This is a genomic window from Cupriavidus sp. SK-3 (genome assembly GCF_000611145.1).
Classification (GTDB): domain Bacteria; phylum Pseudomonadota; class Gammaproteobacteria; order Burkholderiales; family Burkholderiaceae; genus Cupriavidus.
Genome location: NZ_JFJV02000018.1, coordinates 55,983 through 70,941, shown reverse-complemented (window position 1 = coordinate 70,941; position 14,959 = coordinate 55,983). Strand labels below are relative to the sequence as shown.

Here is a 14,959-nt window from a genome sequence, read left to right as displayed (position 1 = left end):
CGCCGCGGTCCGCCAGGGACCGCACTGCGTTTGAAGCTCGCGTTACAGGTACACGATCAACGCCACGCCCGCGGCGATCAGGCCGAACTTCACCACGTAGTACGCCGGCCGGCTCCATGCCTTGAAGCGGCGGCGATACTGCCCGCCCAGCCAGACAACACGGAACAGGCGATTGATCACGCCGGTCTGGTCGGATTCCTCGTTGGGCGAGCTCGCCGCGGTCATGACCTTGCGGCCCAGCCAGCGGTTGACCTTGCCGGCCCAGCCGAAGCGCATCGGACGCTCGATATCGCAGAACAGGATCAGCCGGTTGCTGTCGCTCTTGTTCTCCGCCCAGTGCAGGTAGGTCTCGTCGAACACCACGCCTTCCCCGTCGCGCCAGCTATGGCGCTCGCCATCGACCTCGATAAAGCAGCGGTCGTCGTTAGGCGTGGCCAGACCCAGGTGGTAACGCAGCGAACCCGCGAACGGGTCGCGGTGCGGGTTCAGCTTGCCGCCGGGGGGCAGTTCGGCAAACATCGCCGCCTTCACGCTCGGCAGGCCGCGCAGCAGCTCGACAGTGCGCGGGCACAGAACCTCGGCCGAAGGATGGCGGGCTTCATACCACTTCAGGTAGAAACGCTTCCAGCCGTATTTGAAAAACGAGTTGAAACCCGCGTCATCGTTCTTGTCGGCGGCCTTGATCTTGCGCATGGCGGCCAGGGCCAGGCCCTCATCGCGGATCTCCGGCCAGGCGGCACGGATCTTCTCGAGTTCCGGAAAGCGCTCGACGGGGATGTAGGGCGTGCGCGGCACGCCCGAAAAAACATACATGAAGCAGTTGACCGGCGCCACCAGCGCCGAATGATCCAGCAACTGGCGCCAGATGCGCAGCCTCACCTTGCCGCGAAAATGCACGTACAGGATCGCTCCCAGGTACGTCGCGACGATTATCCACTTGATCACCCGAAATCCTCCATTCCATGTCAACAGCACCGCGCAGTTGCATACGCGGCAACAGGACGGTGTCGGGGGGCGAAAACCCGTAGTTTATCGAAATGGCGGGCGCCGCGCTCAATGAGATTGATGCGCCACACACCAATTCATCACATGAGACGGATGGGAAACCGGCCGGTCCGGTTCAAGGCGTGCCACGCGATTGCCGGGCGATGCGCTCGATCAGCGCATTGGCGTCATCCGGCAAGCCCTGCAGCGTCAGCAACCGCGCGTTGAGCACCATATTCTCCAGCACCAGCTTGGCGGTGGAGGCCCACATGGTGGCCAGCAGCGCATCCACCGGCATGCCCGCCGATTCCATCGCGCTGGAACGCTGCGCTACCAGATGGCATACCAACGCGCGCAACGTCGCATCGTCGAAGGGCAGGTCGGCATAGTCGATCGGGTCCTCCTTCTCGACTTCGACCATCAGTTGCATGAGCATGTCTTCGGTCATCGGCAAGCTCCCAGCGGATCGGATGTTCCTGACGATGACGCTAACCCTCGTCCATCGCGTTGTCAATGCGGCGGACGATCGACCTCAAGCGAACAACAACAGATACGATACGCCGCGCGCGGTTGCCAGATCCAGGTTGCCAGAGCCGATGACTCAGGGTAATCGATAGATAGGACGCATCATTTAAGACTGAACAAAGCGTGTAAGCTCCGGTCTCATTCCCATCACTAACTAAACAGTAGCGTTCATGACCAAGCGTTTGTTGTCGGCCATGCGTCAGTACGCATGGTTCGGTGGTGTCAAGCACCACGTGGTCCAAGGCGTGGAAGCGCTGGCCACCTTGCTCAAATCTCCCGCAGTCGCGGCCCGCGCAGTGGCCGCAATCGTTGCCGAAACCGAACAGGGCGTGCAGGTGTGGGTGTCCTATTTCGGCAAGCCGATGGACCCGCATACCACGTACGTTTTCTGGCCCATGCAGCGCGCGCTCAAACCCGCGCGACGACGCGTCGCCGTTCCCTTGCCCCGGCAACACTGGGATCGCGATCGTCATTAGACGCGTTGCAACCTCATTGCACCATCACGCGCCGGCCGATCGAGGCCGGTGACGAGAGGCGCCGGCCCCAGCGGTTCATGACGCCTCGCTTCCCCCATCTCCCTCCCGTTCCCCTCACTGCCAGCCGCTATTGCGGCAACCGCCTGATCCCGTCTCGCAGCGGATCGCTACGCCGCCCTCAGGCGTCGGCCCAGCGCCGCAGCAGGTTGTGATAGACACCGGTAAGCCCCACCACGGCCGGCTCTTTTTGCCCAAGCGCCTGGCCTACCCGCTGGATCTGCGTATCGAGATCAAACAGGACCGAACGCTGGCCTTCGTCGCGCACCATGCTCTGAATCCAGAAAAATGACGACACGCGCGCGCCGCGCGTGACCGGGCTGACGTGATGCAGGCTGGTGGCGGGATACAGCACCATATGTCCCGCCGGCAGCTTTACGCGCTGTTGGCCGTAGGTGTCCTCCACCACCAGTTCACCGCCGTCGTATTCCTCCGGCGCCGTCAGGAACAGCGTGGCCGACAGGTCGCTGCGAATGCGGAAGCTGGTGCCGCGCAGGTGGCGGATGGCGTTGTCGATGTGATTATCGAATGCGTGCCCACCCTCGTAGCGATTAAACAAGGGCGGGTAGACCTTGAGCGGCAGCGCGGCCGAAATGAACAGCGGGTTGGCCCCCAGCGCATCCTGGATCAGGTCGCCGACCTGGCGCGCCACAGGCGAGCCTTCCGGCAATTGCAGGTTGCGCTTCGCCAGCGCCGATTGATGGCCGGAAGTGGCGTTGCCGTCAGTCCATTCCGCCGCGTCCATCCACGCGCGGCATTGGGCTACCTGAGCCTGTGTCAGCACATCGGGGATTTGCAGCATCATGATTTCGATTACCTCGGCAAGGCGGTTAGCGGGCGGCACCTGCAGGCCAGTTGAGCCAGCAGCCTGATGGCGCCCCGGGGAGCGCCGATTGTAAGAGAAAGCCACTCGTCACACAAATAGGAATCATTACCATTTCCCGATGGATTGACCTGACGCAAGTCAACCGGCGTGCACGAAACCGATGCGCTCAGCCGGGTGCCGACAGCCGCCGCGCATGCCGCCCACTACAATGAAATGCATCCAGCCACTCTGCCCAGGAGACGGAAATGCCCGAACCGGTACATGACGAAGCGTTGGTCAACCTTTACCTTGAGCAGATTTCCGCCCTGTCGATCAGTGCCTTCGATGGTGCCGATGTCGGCCAGGAACTCAGCCAGATCGTGCGCGAGGCCGTCGACCAGTGCGGCGCCAGCAAGACCACGCCCGCGGGCAATAACCTGAGTGTGCTGATCGAGCGGCTGACCGCGCGCGCCGAGTCCGCGGCCCGCGAGGGTCAGCCACAGGTGCGCGACACCTTTGCACGCGCCGCCGAGCTGGCCCGGATGCCAGCCTGAGATTCAAGCGGGGGCGGCCCGCGTGCGCGCTCGCGGGGCAATGAACCTCCCGGCGGATCACGATCTCTAATTGGTATCGTCCGGCAACCGCCGGATGCGATCCATTGCCGGACTCAACGCATCATGCCCCGCGCCATGCTTCGCCTGCTGTTCGCAGTATCACTGCTGTCGGTTGGCGCATGCGTGGGCTACCCCTATGACGCCGGCTACGCTTCCTACAACCCTTACGATCCCTATGGGTTCTATGATGGCGGCGTGGTCTATCCGGCTGGCGCGTACGGCTATGGATACGGCTACAACTACGGCTATCCGCTGCCGCTCTATGGCGGGTCCTACGGCGCCTCCTTCTATTACGGCTACGGCTATCGAGGCCCGGTCTACCGCGGAGGCTGGCGATACTACGGCGGCTATCCGTATGGCTATCCCTATCGTTCCGGCATGGGACGACCCTATTACCACGGCGGCTGGGGTGCCCATGGCCGCTGGGGAGGACATGGCGGCTGGGGAACCTCCGGGCAACGCGGCAGCGGCCGGAGCGGAGGTGGTCGTGGGCGGCATTGAGAGCGCATTGGCGAACTGCGTCTGCAGTGCGATGGTGCGACCAGCGCGGTTCGGCGCAAATAGCCCCGGGCAATGCGGATTTCGATCGTAGGAGTTTGCAGAACTTGGCCAGGACGGCCGGGAGGCAAGACCGGAAAAAGGTCTTTGGTTGCGGGGGCAGGACTTGAACCTGCGACCTTCGGGTTATGAGCCCGACGAGCTGCCAACTGCTCCACCCCGCGTCCGAGAGGCCGGATTATGGTGGATCGCGCCGCGCATTGCAATCGCTTTGTGACGTCATCGTGAAAAAAACGCTTCCAGGCACTGTAGCACTGTAGCCCACCCTCTCCGCGTTGGATGGCCTGCGCCGCAGCGCAGGTACACCGCAACCCGGATCGCAGGCCCATGCGCTCCCATCAGGCGCGCCGCGCCGCACGCGGCCCCTCACCCTCGGACTCCAGCGTGCTCTTCAGGTACCGGTTGACCTGGTCCAGCGCTTCGAGCTTGGTTTCGAAGGACTGGTGCGGAAACGGGTTGTGGCGCTTCTCAATGATCTCGCCATCCTTCTTGCGAATGACCTCGACAATGATTGCCCATTTACCCCTGGGCAGGGACAGGACCTCGTAAACGATCTTGTAGCCATTGAACTCCAACATGATGTACCCCCTTGCTGCTTGCGCGCCTGACAGGCTGCGCGCTTCAGCATCAGGGTAGGCCGGGAGGACAATCGTCGCCGTGATCGCGATCAAAGATGAATGAAGAATGCATATCACGGCATGATATGCGATGTTGTGCATTTCGCAATAGCTACCCGAGGGCATCCCGGAGGGCGGCACGCAGCATGTGCCGTACGCACCCCCCACCCACGACGGAGCGCCGCGAGCCGTATTTCCGCCCGCGGCAAGCCCGCGACAAACGGACGGGCGGCTAATCCCCCCTGGGCCCCACCAGCTTGTCGACGAGCTGGTAGGCCGCGCCAAAGGCCGCCACTTCGGCAGCATGCCGGGTAGCAAAATGCGTGGCACCGCTCGACAAGCGCTCCGTATCGCCGGCGTCGGACGGGTCCGCACCCTCCTGGCAGACCCTGACTTCGTATCCCCACTGAGCAACTTCGCCCAGCGCCGCGACGCCACCCGCCCGCGGCGATGAAACCAGGACATAGACGTCCATGCCCCGATAAGCCTCCACCCGCCAGTCCGCGTTGCTCATGAGATCTCCTGGGTTGTCCACGGCAAGCACGACTCGATGAGTCATGCGCGCACCTGAACCAGCCTAGCCCGCCGGCACGCGGCTCGCAAGACGGCACGCGCCTACGCGCCACAGGCCGCAGCACGATAAGGCGCAGCGCGCCAGGGACTGGCCGAGTCATCAAGACAAAGGCGAGCGAACGACAACTGCCGCAAGAGGCCGGCGCCGGGTCCGCCCCACATCGCGCGGCCCAGCAGATAGCTCACCGCAACCTCCTCCCAGGACTCGAGTTGCGTGAAGACCTGGGACGCCGCGCGCTCGATCACCGCCCAGGCCTGCGCCTCGGTCTGCATGCCGCAATCGTAGGCCGCCCGCGCGACATGGATCGCGCGGCTCATGTCCCAGGCCAGCACGCCACGCGCGAGATCGACCCGCGAACCAACCACGCGGCCCGCCCTGAGATCCGGCATGGCGCGCTCGAGGTTGTCAACGCAGAGCGCGAGGCGCACCGGATCAAACAATTCATCGAGCAGCACGATCTCGCGCTCGCGGGCCGCACGCGGCACCGCAAACAGGATCCGGCAAACCTGCGGGTACAGTGCGCGATGCCCCTCCTCCAGCAACCACGCCAGCGTGCCTCGCGCTTCGCCGGCCGTATGGATATGCCAGGCGTTCGCCAGCAAGTCCGCCTGCGTGCGCGGATCGGCGCCGGTGGCCAGTGTGCGGGCATTCAAGGTGAAGCGCTCGTCATGCAAAAGACTCACCAGCAGGCAGCGCTCGCGGCCACCGGAGGTGGGCATTGCGCTACCATCGAGCACCACGGCGCAAGTGCCGCCGCGCAGGTCCAGCTCGCCGCGCGCATCAGGCGGCAACGATACCGGCGGCAAGCGCCGGCGGCGCGCCGCATCGGCCAGCAGTGCGAGCAGCACAGCGGAGACAAACCATGGCAGAGGTCGCATCGCAGGATTCCCCAAGGGAGAGTGCGATCGCTCGGCATGGCAGATCGGGAACAACCAGCACGAGAGCGATCCGGCTACAGAAGCGCATGTGATGCGCGCCGGAACAAAGACTAGCGGCGGGAAGAGCTGCGCACGATGAGAGGAATCTCAATCGCTCGCGCGCCCGTCATGCACACGCGTCGTGGGCACGGACAGAACGCCGTAGAATGAACGGGATCCGAAATGAAAAAGGGCTTCCATTTCTGGAAGCCCTTTTAATCGGTGGTGCGGCTGGCAGGATTCGAACCCACGACCCCTTGGTTCGTAGCCAAGTACTCTATCCAACTGAGCTACAGCCGCACTCGAGAAAAGAGATTATAGCGAACTTTCAGCGTTTGTGAACCCCCTACGCACATTTTTTTGCTTTTTCTTCTGGCCGCGCGCGCCTTCCTACTTCCTATAATGACAGCCCCGCAGATGTGATTCCAACCATGAACAAGGCATTTGTCAAAGAGTCTTCCGGCGACGAGGATGACGACCTTCCCGAAGGCGCCACGCCGCTGCCGCCTGGCACCAAGAACTATATCTCCGCCCAAGGCTACCAACGCTTGCGCGATGAACTGATGCATCTGATCGACGTGGCGCGCCCGGAGGTGGTCCAGATCGTTTCGTGGGCGGCGTCCAACGGCGACCGCTCCGAGAACGGCGACTATCACTACGGCAAGAAGCGCCTGCGCGAGATCGATCGACGCATCCGCTTCCTGACCAAGCGCCTGGAAAAAGCCGAGGTGGTGGACCCTTCCCTGCAGGGCGACAACGACCAGATCTTTTTCGGCGCCACCGTCACCTACGCCAGCCAGGCTGGCGAGGAAACCACTGTCACGATCGTCGGCACCGACGAGGTCGACCTGGACAGCAACCATGTGAGCTGGATTTCGCCGATCGCACGCGCGCTGCTCAAGGCGCGCGAAGGCGATACCGTGCCGCTGCGCACGCCGGCCGGAGTCGAGCAGATCGATATCCTGGAGGTTCGCTATCCCGAAAAGCAGGCGGAGCAGAGCACCGCCGCGCAAACGGGAGAGCACTGAGCCGGACGCGCCGGCCGACGGTCAGCCGTCGTTGCGGTCGCGGAAGATGCGGATGACGTCGGGGTTGCGCCTGAGCGCCCGCATCACATTGGCGAGATGCAGGCGGTTCTGCACCTGGATGATGAACTGCATGTAGGTGGCCTCCTGCTGGCCCCCCTCCTGCTGCTCCATCGACACGTGCGCGACGTTGGCGTCGGCGGAGGTCAGGTCGGCCGCGACGCGGGCGACGATACCCTTGACGTTGCGCACCATCACCTTGATCGACACATCGAAGGCGCGCGTGGTCTTGCGCGCCCACATCACGTCGATCCAGTGCTCAGGATCCTTGCTGTGCAGGCGCTTGGCCACCTTGCAGTCCTGCACGTGGATCTGCAAGCCCTCGCCCTTGCCCAGGTAGCCGACGATGGAATCGCCGGGAATCGGGCGGCAGCATGCCGAGAAGATGATCGACATGCCTTCGTCGCCGGTGATCGGCACCGCTGGCGCTTCTTCGCCGGCGAAGGTCTGCACGGCCGCCAGCAGCGCGCTGTCGACGTCGCCGGACAACTCTTGCAGCAGGATCTCCATGCGCTTGGCCACCACGGCGGGCACGCGCCGCCCCAGTGCCAGGTCGGCGAAGATGTCTTCCTTGTGCTTGTTGCCGGTCCACTGCACCATGCGATCCCACACCGACTGCGGCAGTGCCTTCAGCTCGATCCCGAGCTGGCGCGCCGACTGCTCCAGCAGGCGTTCGCCAAGCTGGATGGCTTCGTCGAGCCGCGTGGTCTTGAGATAGTGGCGGATGGCCGCGCGCGCCTTGCCGGTGCGCACAAAGGCCAGCCAGGCCGGATTCGGCTTGGAGTACGGCGCCGTCACCACCTCGACGATGTCGCCGCTCTTGAGCTCGGTGCGCAGCGGCAGCAGCTCGTTGTTGATCTTGACCGCCACGCACTGGTTGCCGAGATCGCTGTGCACGGCATACGCGAAATCGAGTGCGGTGGCGCCGCGCGGCAGCGCGCGGATATGCCCCTTGGGCGTGAACACATAGACCGCGTCCGGGAACAGGTCGATCTTGACGTGCTCGAGGAATTCCTGCGAATCGCCGGTCTGGCTCTGGATATCGAGCAGCGACTGCAGCCACTGGTGGGCCTGCTGCTGGATATCGTTGGCCTGGTCGGCCTGGTGCTTGTACATCCAGTGCGCGGCCACGCCGGCTTCCGCGATCTGGTGCATGTCGCGGGTGCGGATCTGGAATTCCACCGGCGTGCCGAACGGGCCCACCAGCGTGGTGTGCAGGGACTGGTAGCCGTTGATCTTCGGAATGGCGATGTAGTCCTTGAACTTGCCGGGCATGGGCTTGTACAGCCCGTGCAGCGCACCCATCGCCATATAGCAGTGCATCTGGGTTTCCACCACGACGCGGAACCCGTATACGTCGAGCACCTGCGAGAACGACAGCTGCTTGTCGTGCATCTTGCGGTAGATGCTGTAGAGCGTCTTCTCACGCCCCGACAGCTCGGCCACGATGCCGGCATCCCCCAGCGCCTTCTGCGCGGTCTCGAGGATGCGCCTGACCACCTCTCGCCGGTTGCCCCGGGCGGCCTTGACCGCTTTTTCCAGCGTGGCGTAGCGGAACGGCGAGCCGACCTTGAAGGACAGCTCCTGCAGTTCGCGGTAGGTGGTGTTGAGACCGAGCCGATGGGCGATCGGCGCGTAGATCTCCATCGTTTCGAGCGCGATCCGGCGCCGCTTTTCCGGCGGCACGAAATCGAGCGTGCGCATGTTGTGGGTGCGGTCGGCCAGCTTGACCAGGATCACCCGCACGTCGCGCGCCATCGCCAGCAGCATCTTGCGGAAACTCTCTGCCTGCGCCTGCTCGCGGCTCTGGAATTCGAGCTTGTCCAGCTTGGTCAGGCCATCGACCAGCTCCGACACCTTGGGACCGAATTTTTCCGCCAGCTCGCTCTTGGTGATGCCCTGGTCTTCCATCACGTCGTGCAGCAGCGCCGCCATGATGGATTGCACATCGAGCTTCCAGTCGGCGCACAGTTCCGCCACCGCTACCGGATGCGTGATGTAAGGCTCGCCGCTCTGGCGGTACTGACCGAGGTGGGCCTCGTCCGAGAACTGGAAGGCCTCGCGCACGTGCGCCTGGTCGGCCGGCTTGAGGTAGGCCAGCTTTTCCATCAGCCTGGTGATCGAGATCACCTGCTGGCGCGGCGGCACCGCCGGCTGCGAGGTCGGCCCGAAGAAGTGACGGTAGGACTGCGCCAGCACGGCGTCGATAAACAGCGCGTCGCCCGGGCCGGCTGCCACCGGGGCTCCGCTCAGCTCACTTTCGGCGGCGGCCTGCACGGCCCTGCTTTTGCCCGCGCCCATCGCGGGCGCGACGGCACGTTCCCCGACAACATCGTTGCCGAGCGGATCGGGAAGATTGGGAGCGCCCGTACGCGCCGTCACGGTCGACTGACCGGGCCCGGCGCGCTTGCGCTGAACGGGAGGCACTGCTTCGCCCCCCCCGTCACCAGGCGCTTCTCCGCGCGGGCGCGCCGGCGTCGCCGTGGGGCTGGCCGTCGCGACAGGAGAGGAAGGCTGGGAGGAAGACATGTGGGCGGCTTTCCGAAATCTGGCTGGTTAAGCAAGTACGCGAACCGGTACGTTAGCAGAGTCTCAATGCAAAGGTACGCGTTGCGAGGACTGGCCACCGCCGCCCGAAAATCAGGTCGGTACCTTCTTGAGCATCTCGATGCCGACCTGGCCCGAAGCGATCTCGCGCAGCGCCACCACGGTGGGCTTGTCCTTGGCCTCGACCTTGGGGGTGTGGCCCTGCACCAGCTGACGGGCCCGGTAGGTCGCCGCGAGCGCGAGCTCGAAACGATTCGGGATGTGTTTCAGACAATCTTCGACGGTAATACGCGCCATATCAAATCCACCTCGGGACAAAACCTTATGCGATGCCGGCTATTTTACAGCACGCGGCAAGAAACGTTCCCGCCGCGCTCCGGATCAGTGAATACCGAGCTCGATGAAGAGGTCGGCGTGACGCGCCTTTTGCGACGAAAAACGCAGACGGGTAGCACGTATCACGCTGCGCAGTTGTTCGAGCGCCTGCTCGAAAACCTCGTTGATGATGACATAGTCCGACTCGGAAGCGTGGGCCATTTCGCTGCCGGCCGCCAGCAGGCGGCGCGTGATCACGTTGGGCTCGTCCTGGCCGCGCTTGTTCAGGCGATCTTCCAGCGCTTGCAGCGACGGCGGCAGGATGAAGATCTCCATGGCGTTGGAAAAGCGCTGGTGCACCTGCTGCGCGCCCTGCCAGTCGATTTCCAGCAGCACATCGTTGCCCTGGGCCATCTGCTGCTCGATCCAGACCCGGGAAGTGGCGTAGTAATTGCCGTGCACCTCGGCCCACTCGAGAAATTCGCCGCGATCGCGCGCGGCGCGGAAGGCGTCCACCGTGGTGAAGTGGTATTCGCGGCCATCCTGCTCGCCCGGCCGCGGCGCGCGCGTGGTGTGCGAGATAGACAGGCGGATGGCCTGGTCCTGCGCCAGTAGCGCGTTGACCAGCGTGGACTTGCCGGCGCCGGAGGGCGCCACCACCATGAACAGGTTGCCGGGATAGGCGGTATCGATTGCGACGTGGGACGACGTTTCACTCATGATGATTATTCTAGGTTCTGAATCTGTTCTCGCATCTGCTCGATCAGCAGCTTGAGTTCCATGGCGGCATCGGCCAGCTCCTTGGCTGCGGCCTTGGAGCCCAGCGTGTTGGCTTCGCGATTGAGCTCCTGCATCATGAAATCGAGCCGCTTGCCGACCTGTCCGCCCTTCTTGAGGATATGGCGGGTTTCGTTCAGGTGCGCCTGCAGGCGCGACAGCTCTTCGGCGATGTCGATACGGATGCCGTAGACCGTGGCTTCCTGGCGGATGCGCTCGCCGATTTCATCGCGGCTCATCGATGGCATGCCGTTCGATGCCACCAGGTTGAACGCCTCCTGCAGGCGCTCAGTCAGCTTTTCCTGCTGGCAGGCGATCAGTTGCGGGATCGTCGGCGTCAGGCGCTCGACGATGGCCAGCATGGCCTCGATCCGTTCGTCCAGCGTGGCCTTGAGCGCATCGCCTTCGCGGCGGCGCGCTTCGAGCAACTGGGCCAGCGCTTCCTTGGCCGCACCCGTCACCGCCTCGCGCAACGCGTCCTGCGACAGTTCGGGCTCGACCAGCACACCCGGCCAGCGCAGGATCTCGCCCATGCGCAGCGAGCCAGCCTCGGAAAAGGTGGCGGCCACGGTGGTTTCGATCGAGCGGATCTGCGCCAGCAGGGCGTCGTTGAGCGCCAGCGTGGTGCCGCCGGCACCGGCATCTGCGCGCTGCAGGTTGATGCGGCACTCCAGCTTGCCGCGCGACAGCTTCGCCATGAGCATTTCCCGCAGGGCCGGCTCGAAGGCGCGGCACTCTTCGGGAGCCCGGAAAAACAGGTCGAGGAAGCGCGAGTTGACGGTGCGGAACTCCACCGAGACGGAAGCCGTCCTGCCGGTGGGCACGCCATGCGCGTCGGTCAGCGGCGCCTGGCGGGTCGCCAGGCCGTAGCCGGTCATGCTGTGAATCATTGAGTAGTCTCGCGAAATGGCCATCCGGCCGCATGCGTTCAGACGGCGCGGGGCGCTGGCAGCCCTGCATCCGCGCCGGCCGAACGCCGAAAAGAGAGCCAAAAATGGCCGCTATTGTGTTCTTTACAAGTCACCGATTAGTCAGGACAATCCGGAGGCAATCAAGGTCCCGAATCCTATGACAGAGTCCAAGGGCGCATCACCTCCGAAGAGCGCACCGCTGCCCATCGGCACGCTGCTGTCCAACTACCGTATTGTAAAGAAGTTGGCCAGCGGGGGGTTCAGTTTCGTCTACCTTGCCACCGACGAGACCGGCTCTCCCGTTGCGATCAAGGAGTACCTCCCGTCGTCCCTGGCTCGCCGCAAACCCGGCGAACTGATCCCCGTGGTGCCGGAGGAAAGCGCCGCTTCATTCCGCCTGGGGCTCAAGTATTTCTTCGAGGAAGGCCGCTCGCTGGCCCGCATTTCCCATCCCAGTGTGGTGCGCGTGGTGAATTTCTTCCGCGAGAATTCCACCGTCTACATGGTGATGAACTACGAGCTGGGCAAGACGCTGCAGGAACACATCCTGCACGCCCGCCAGCAAGGCCGCGCCAAGGTATTGCGCGAACACTTCATCCGCAAGGTCTTCCACGACCTCATGAGCGGCCTGCGCGAAGTGCATATCCACAAGCTGCTGCACCTCGATATCAAGCCTGGCAACATCTATCTGCGCGAGGACGAGTCGCCCATCCTGCTGGATTTCGGCGCTGCGCGCCAGATCCTGACGATGGAAGCGTCGCGTTTCCAGCCCATGTACACGCCAGGCTTTGCCGCGCCCGAACTCTACGGCAAGCACTCCGAACTGGGGCCGTGGACCGACATCTACAGCCTCGGGGCCACGCTCTATGCCTGCATGGCCGGCATGCCGCCGCAGGAGGCGAACCAGCGCGAAAAAGACGATCGCATGGCGGACTCCATCAACCGGCTGCGCACCAGCTACACCAATGGCCTGGTGGACCTGGTCGAATGGTGCCTGCGCCTGACGCCGTCCGAACGGCCGCAGAGCGTGTTCCGGCTGCAGAAGGAGTTGCGCGAACAGACCAATGCGCTGGGCGAACAGGCGGCCGCACCGGCCACCTCCGCGGCCGCCGAGCGCCCCCTTGCCAGCCGGTTCCTCACCCTGCTGCGCAAGCGCGAAGAACCCGCCGCGGGCATCCATGCCAAAGAGGCCGGCACAGGCGGCGAATGATGCACAAAAAACATCTATCCGCGCCTGGCGCGTGCTCCGCGCTCCGGCCTGCTCCGCCATCCCCTACCATCATGGGAGCCGTCGCCCCGCTGCCCTGCCGCACCCAGCGCCAATCGGGCACAAAAGCGGCGCCGCCGTCTCCCGAAAACTGATTTCCCTACAGCCACCATGCGATTCTCCGTCTACCAGGAAAGCAGAAAAGGCGGCCGCCGCATCAACCAGGACCGCATGGGCTATTGCTTCACGCGGGATGCCCTGTTGATGGTCCTGGCCGATGGCCTGGGCGGCCACGCTTTAGGCGAAGTCGCCGCGCAGCAAGCCTTGCAGACCCTGGCGCGCCAGTTCCAGGCCCAGGCCCGGCCCTCGATCCGCAATCCTGCCGATTTCCTGCAGGACACCATCATGCTGGCTCACCGGGAAATCCACCGCTATGCCGAAGCCAACCGGCTGGCCGATGTCCCCCGCACGACCGTGGTCTGCTGCCTGGTCCAGAATGGCCAGATCCACTGGGCCCACGCCGGCGACTCGCGGCTGTACCTGGTGCGCAAGGGCGCCCTCCTGACCCGCACGCGCGACCACTCCAAGATCGAAAACCTGCTGCAGCAGGAACGCGTGCTGCCGATGCAGGTGGCAAACCACCCCGAGCGCAACAAGCTGTACAACTGCCTCGGCTCCCCCAACCTGCCGCTGATCGACATCGGCGGCCCGCTGCGGCTGGAGCCCGGCGACGTCGCGCTGCTATGCTCGGACGGGCTCTGGGGCAGCATCGAAGAACAGCTCCTGGTTGACAAAGTGACCCACCTGTCGGTGGTGCACGCCATCCCCGACCTGATCGAACAAGCGCTGCACAATGCGGGCGACGGCGCCGACAATACCACCGCGATTGCCATGATGTGGGAACTCGACGCACACCTTTCCAACGAGGACTCGGTCGCCACCGAGACCCTGCCGCTCAACACCTTCACCACCTCCATCCTCGAGAACAACGGCGGCGACACCGACCTGCTGTCAGAGGAGGAAATCGAACGCTCCATCGCCGAGATCCGCGCGGCGATCGACAAGACGAGCAACTTCATGCGTTAAGCGTTCCGGGCGGCCTGCGAAACCTGCCGCCCATGCCGGAAAGAAGTACCGCCCGCGCCGCAATGGCGCGGGAATTTGCGGTTCGCCGAGGGCCGAATCGAAGCCGGACGGGCACGCGCAGCCCCGCGGCGTTAAAATCCGTGTCCTGAACCGATTCCCGAGAAAACCCACACATGCGACCGAGCGGACGCGCAGCCGATGCGCTGCGCCCTATCACCCTGACCCGACACTACACCCGCCACGCCGAAGGCTCTGTCCTGAGTGCCTTTGGCGATACCAAGGTGCTGTGCACCGCCAGCGTGCTGGCCAAGGTGCCGCCACACAAGAAGGGCAGTGGCGAAGGCTGGGTCACCGCCGAGTACGGCATGCTGCCGCGCGCCACCCATACGCGCTCCGACCGTGAAGCCGCCCGCGGCAAGCAGACTGGGCGCACCCAGGAAATCCAGCGCCTGATCGGCCGCGCCATGCGCTCGGTGTTCGACCTGTCCGCGCTGGGCGAATACACCATCCACCTGGACTGCGACGTGCTTCAGGCCGACGGTGGCACCCGCACCGCAGCCATCACCGGCGCCTTCGTGGCCGCCCATGACGCCATTTCCGCCATGCTGCGGGACGGCCAGCTCAAGACCAGCCCGATCCGCGATTTCGTCGCCGCGGTCTCGGTAGGCATGGTGGACGGTGTGGCTGTGCTCGACCTGGACTATGCCGAAGACAGCAACTGCGACACCGACATGAACGTGGTGATGACCGGCAGCGGCGGCTTCGTCGAAGTGCAAGGCACGGCCGAAGGCGTGCCGTTCAGCCGCACCGACCTCGATGCGATGACCCGTATTGCCGAGCAGGGCATCGCCGAACTGGTGGCGCACCAGCGCCGCGCGCTCGGCCTGGCCTGATACGGTGAACG

The 14,959-nt window shown here is 64.3% G+C and carries 17 protein-coding genes and 2 tRNA genes; 7 read left to right on the top strand and 12 right to left on the bottom strand.

Annotated features, from left to right (window positions below):
• Positions 1 to 42: 42 nt before the first annotated feature.
• Together lpxO and CF70_RS01580 are read right to left on the bottom strand one after the other, a co-directional pair.
• Positions 43 to 945 carry a lipid A hydroxylase LpxO gene (gene lpxO / locus CF70_RS01585; RefSeq protein ID WP_035859469.1) on the bottom strand — a complete coding sequence of 301 codons (903 nt, stop codon included), beginning with the start codon at positions 943 to 945 and terminating at the stop codon, positions 43 to 45.
• Between the two features lie 175 nt (positions 946 to 1,120).
• On the bottom strand, positions 1,121 to 1,432 hold the full coding sequence (locus CF70_RS01580; RefSeq protein WP_035859468.1) for a hypothetical protein: 312 nt from the start codon (positions 1,430 to 1,432) through the stop codon (positions 1,121 to 1,123).
• A gap of 247 nt (positions 1,433 to 1,679) precedes the next feature.
• On the opposite strand from CF70_RS01580, the gene CF70_RS01575 reads away from it, so the two are divergent.
• The gene (locus tag CF70_RS01575) at positions 1,680 to 1,985 is read left to right on the top strand and encodes a hypothetical protein (RefSeq protein ID WP_035859467.1); all 306 of its coding nucleotides are present in this window, start codon (positions 1,680 to 1,682) and stop codon (positions 1,983 to 1,985) included.
• A 178-nt stretch (positions 1,986 to 2,163) separates the two neighbouring features.
• On the opposite strand, the gene CF70_RS01570 is transcribed toward CF70_RS01575, so the two are convergent.
• On the bottom strand, positions 2,164 to 2,847 hold the full coding sequence (locus tag CF70_RS01570) for a Fe2+-dependent dioxygenase (protein ID WP_035859466.1): 684 nt from the start codon (positions 2,845 to 2,847) through the stop codon (positions 2,164 to 2,166).
• 266 nt (positions 2,848 to 3,113) lie between these two features.
• On the opposite strand from CF70_RS01570, the gene CF70_RS01565 reads away from it, so the two are divergent.
• Both CF70_RS01565 and CF70_RS34395 read left to right on the top strand, forming a co-directional pair.
• Positions 3,114 to 3,401, top strand: coding sequence for a hypothetical protein (locus CF70_RS01565; RefSeq protein WP_035859465.1), 288 nt, complete (start codon positions 3,114 to 3,116; stop codon positions 3,399 to 3,401).
• Positions 3,402 to 3,524: 123 nt separating this feature from the next.
• Complete coding sequence (locus tag CF70_RS34395) at positions 3,525 to 3,962, top strand: hypothetical protein (protein ID WP_051647959.1); 438 nt, start codon at positions 3,525 to 3,527, stop codon at positions 3,960 to 3,962.
• A gap of 145 nt (positions 3,963 to 4,107) precedes the next feature.
• On the opposite strand, the gene CF70_RS01555 is transcribed toward CF70_RS34395, so the two are convergent.
• From CF70_RS01555 to CF70_RS01535, 5 genes are all read right to left on the bottom strand, one after another.
• Positions 4,108 to 4,183, bottom strand: a tRNA-Met gene (locus tag CF70_RS01555).
• Between the two features lie 174 nt (positions 4,184 to 4,357).
• A complete protein-coding gene (locus tag CF70_RS01550) occupies positions 4,358 to 4,597 on the bottom strand; it encodes a hypothetical protein (RefSeq protein WP_035859520.1) in 240 nt (79 codons plus the stop codon).
• Positions 4,598 to 4,868: 271 nt separating this feature from the next.
• A complete protein-coding gene (locus CF70_RS01545; RefSeq protein WP_035859464.1) occupies positions 4,869 to 5,150 on the bottom strand; it encodes a hypothetical protein in 282 nt (93 codons plus the stop codon).
• A 101-nt stretch (positions 5,151 to 5,251) separates the two neighbouring features.
• Complete coding sequence (locus CF70_RS01540) at positions 5,252 to 6,088, bottom strand: DUF1266 domain-containing protein (protein WP_035859463.1); 837 nt, start codon at positions 6,086 to 6,088, stop codon at positions 5,252 to 5,254.
• Positions 6,089 to 6,350: 262 nt separating this feature from the next.
• Positions 6,351 to 6,427: transfer RNA gene (locus tag CF70_RS01535), tRNA-Arg, on the bottom strand.
• Positions 6,428 to 6,558: 131 nt separating this feature from the next.
• On the opposite strand from CF70_RS01535, the gene greB reads away from it, so the two are divergent.
• Positions 6,559 to 7,155: a transcription elongation factor GreB gene (gene greB, locus CF70_RS01530; protein ID WP_035859462.1), complete on the top strand. Its 597-nt coding sequence runs from the start codon at positions 6,559 to 6,561 to the stop codon at positions 7,153 to 7,155.
• 21 nt (positions 7,156 to 7,176) lie between these two features.
• Here the strand turns inward: greB and CF70_RS01525 are convergent, their stop codons facing one another.
• The 4 genes from CF70_RS01525 to CF70_RS01510 form a co-directional block, all read right to left on the bottom strand.
• Positions 7,177 to 9,594, bottom strand: a complete 2,418-nt coding sequence (locus tag CF70_RS01525; RefSeq protein WP_035859518.1) for a RelA/SpoT family protein — start codon at positions 9,592 to 9,594, stop codon at positions 7,177 to 7,179.
• A 258-nt stretch (positions 9,595 to 9,852) separates the two neighbouring features.
• Positions 9,853 to 10,056: a DNA-directed RNA polymerase subunit omega gene (gene rpoZ / locus CF70_RS01520; RefSeq protein WP_006578656.1), complete on the bottom strand. Its 204-nt coding sequence runs from the start codon at positions 10,054 to 10,056 to the stop codon at positions 9,853 to 9,855.
• An 84-nt stretch (positions 10,057 to 10,140) separates the two neighbouring features.
• Complete coding sequence (gene gmk, locus CF70_RS01515; RefSeq protein WP_035859461.1) at positions 10,141 to 10,794, bottom strand: guanylate kinase; 654 nt, start codon at positions 10,792 to 10,794, stop codon at positions 10,141 to 10,143.
• Positions 10,795 to 10,799: 5 nt separating this feature from the next.
• A complete protein-coding gene (locus CF70_RS01510; RefSeq protein WP_035859460.1) occupies positions 10,800 to 11,741 on the bottom strand; it encodes a YicC/YloC family endoribonuclease in 942 nt (313 codons plus the stop codon).
• 178 nt (positions 11,742 to 11,919) lie between these two features.
• Here CF70_RS01510 and CF70_RS01505 point away from each other — a divergent pair, with 178 nt between their 5' ends.
• The 3 genes from CF70_RS01505 to rph all read left to right on the top strand — a co-directional run bounded on the left by CF70_RS01505 (position 11,920) and on the right by rph (position 14,948).
• Positions 11,920 to 12,972, top strand: a complete 1,053-nt coding sequence (locus CF70_RS01505; RefSeq protein WP_035859459.1) for a serine/threonine protein kinase — start codon at positions 11,920 to 11,922, stop codon at positions 12,970 to 12,972.
• A gap of 168 nt (positions 12,973 to 13,140) precedes the next feature.
• On the top strand, positions 13,141 to 14,055 hold the full coding sequence (locus CF70_RS01500) for a PP2C family protein-serine/threonine phosphatase (protein WP_035859458.1): 915 nt from the start codon (positions 13,141 to 13,143) through the stop codon (positions 14,053 to 14,055).
• Positions 14,056 to 14,228: 173 nt separating this feature from the next.
• Positions 14,229 to 14,948: a ribonuclease PH gene (rph, locus tag CF70_RS01495; RefSeq protein ID WP_035859456.1), complete on the top strand. Its 720-nt coding sequence runs from the start codon at positions 14,229 to 14,231 to the stop codon at positions 14,946 to 14,948.
• Positions 14,949 to 14,959: the final 11 nt, after the last annotated feature.

What these genes read in the sequence shown, in the direction of transcription:
- CF70_RS01550 (WP_035859520.1), bottom strand. Translation starts at nt 4,597, where the DNA reads ATGTTGGAGTTCAATGGCTACAAGATCGTTTACGAGGTCCTGTCCCTG.
- CF70_RS01575 (WP_035859467.1), top strand. Translation starts at nt 1,680, where the DNA reads ATGACCAAGCGTTTGTTGTCGGCCATGCGTCAGTACGCATGGTTCGGT.
- CF70_RS01580 (WP_035859468.1), bottom strand. Translation starts at nt 1,432, where the DNA reads ATGACCGAAGACATGCTCATGCAACTGATGGTCGAAGTCGAGAAGGAG.
- CF70_RS01565 (WP_035859465.1), top strand. Translation starts at nt 3,114, where the DNA reads ATGCCCGAACCGGTACATGACGAAGCGTTGGTCAACCTTTACCTTGAG.
- CF70_RS01540 (WP_035859463.1), bottom strand. Translation starts at nt 6,088, where the DNA reads ATGCGACCTCTGCCATGGTTTGTCTCCGCTGTGCTGCTCGCACTGCTG.
- gmk (WP_035859461.1), bottom strand. Translation starts at nt 10,794, where the DNA reads ATGAGTGAAACGTCGTCCCACGTCGCAATCGATACCGCCTATCCCGGC.
- rph (WP_035859456.1), top strand. Translation starts at nt 14,229, where the DNA reads ATGCGACCGAGCGGACGCGCAGCCGATGCGCTGCGCCCTATCACCCTG.
- greB (WP_035859462.1), top strand. Translation starts at nt 6,559, where the DNA reads ATGAACAAGGCATTTGTCAAAGAGTCTTCCGGCGACGAGGATGACGAC.
- CF70_RS01570 (WP_035859466.1), bottom strand. Translation starts at nt 2,847, where the DNA reads ATGATGCTGCAAATCCCCGATGTGCTGACACAGGCTCAGGTAGCCCAA.
- CF70_RS01510 (WP_035859460.1), bottom strand. Translation starts at nt 11,741, where the DNA reads ATGATTCACAGCATGACCGGCTACGGCCTGGCGACCCGCCAGGCGCCG.
- CF70_RS34395 (WP_051647959.1), top strand. Translation starts at nt 3,525, where the DNA reads ATGCCCCGCGCCATGCTTCGCCTGCTGTTCGCAGTATCACTGCTGTCG.
- CF70_RS01500 (WP_035859458.1), top strand. Translation starts at nt 13,141, where the DNA reads ATGCGATTCTCCGTCTACCAGGAAAGCAGAAAAGGCGGCCGCCGCATC.
- rpoZ (WP_006578656.1), bottom strand. Translation starts at nt 10,056, where the DNA reads ATGGCGCGTATTACCGTCGAAGATTGTCTGAAACACATCCCGAATCGT.
- CF70_RS01505 (WP_035859459.1), top strand. Translation starts at nt 11,920, where the DNA reads ATGACAGAGTCCAAGGGCGCATCACCTCCGAAGAGCGCACCGCTGCCC.
- CF70_RS01545 (WP_035859464.1), bottom strand. Translation starts at nt 5,150, where the DNA reads ATGAGCAACGCGGACTGGCGGGTGGAGGCTTATCGGGGCATGGACGTC.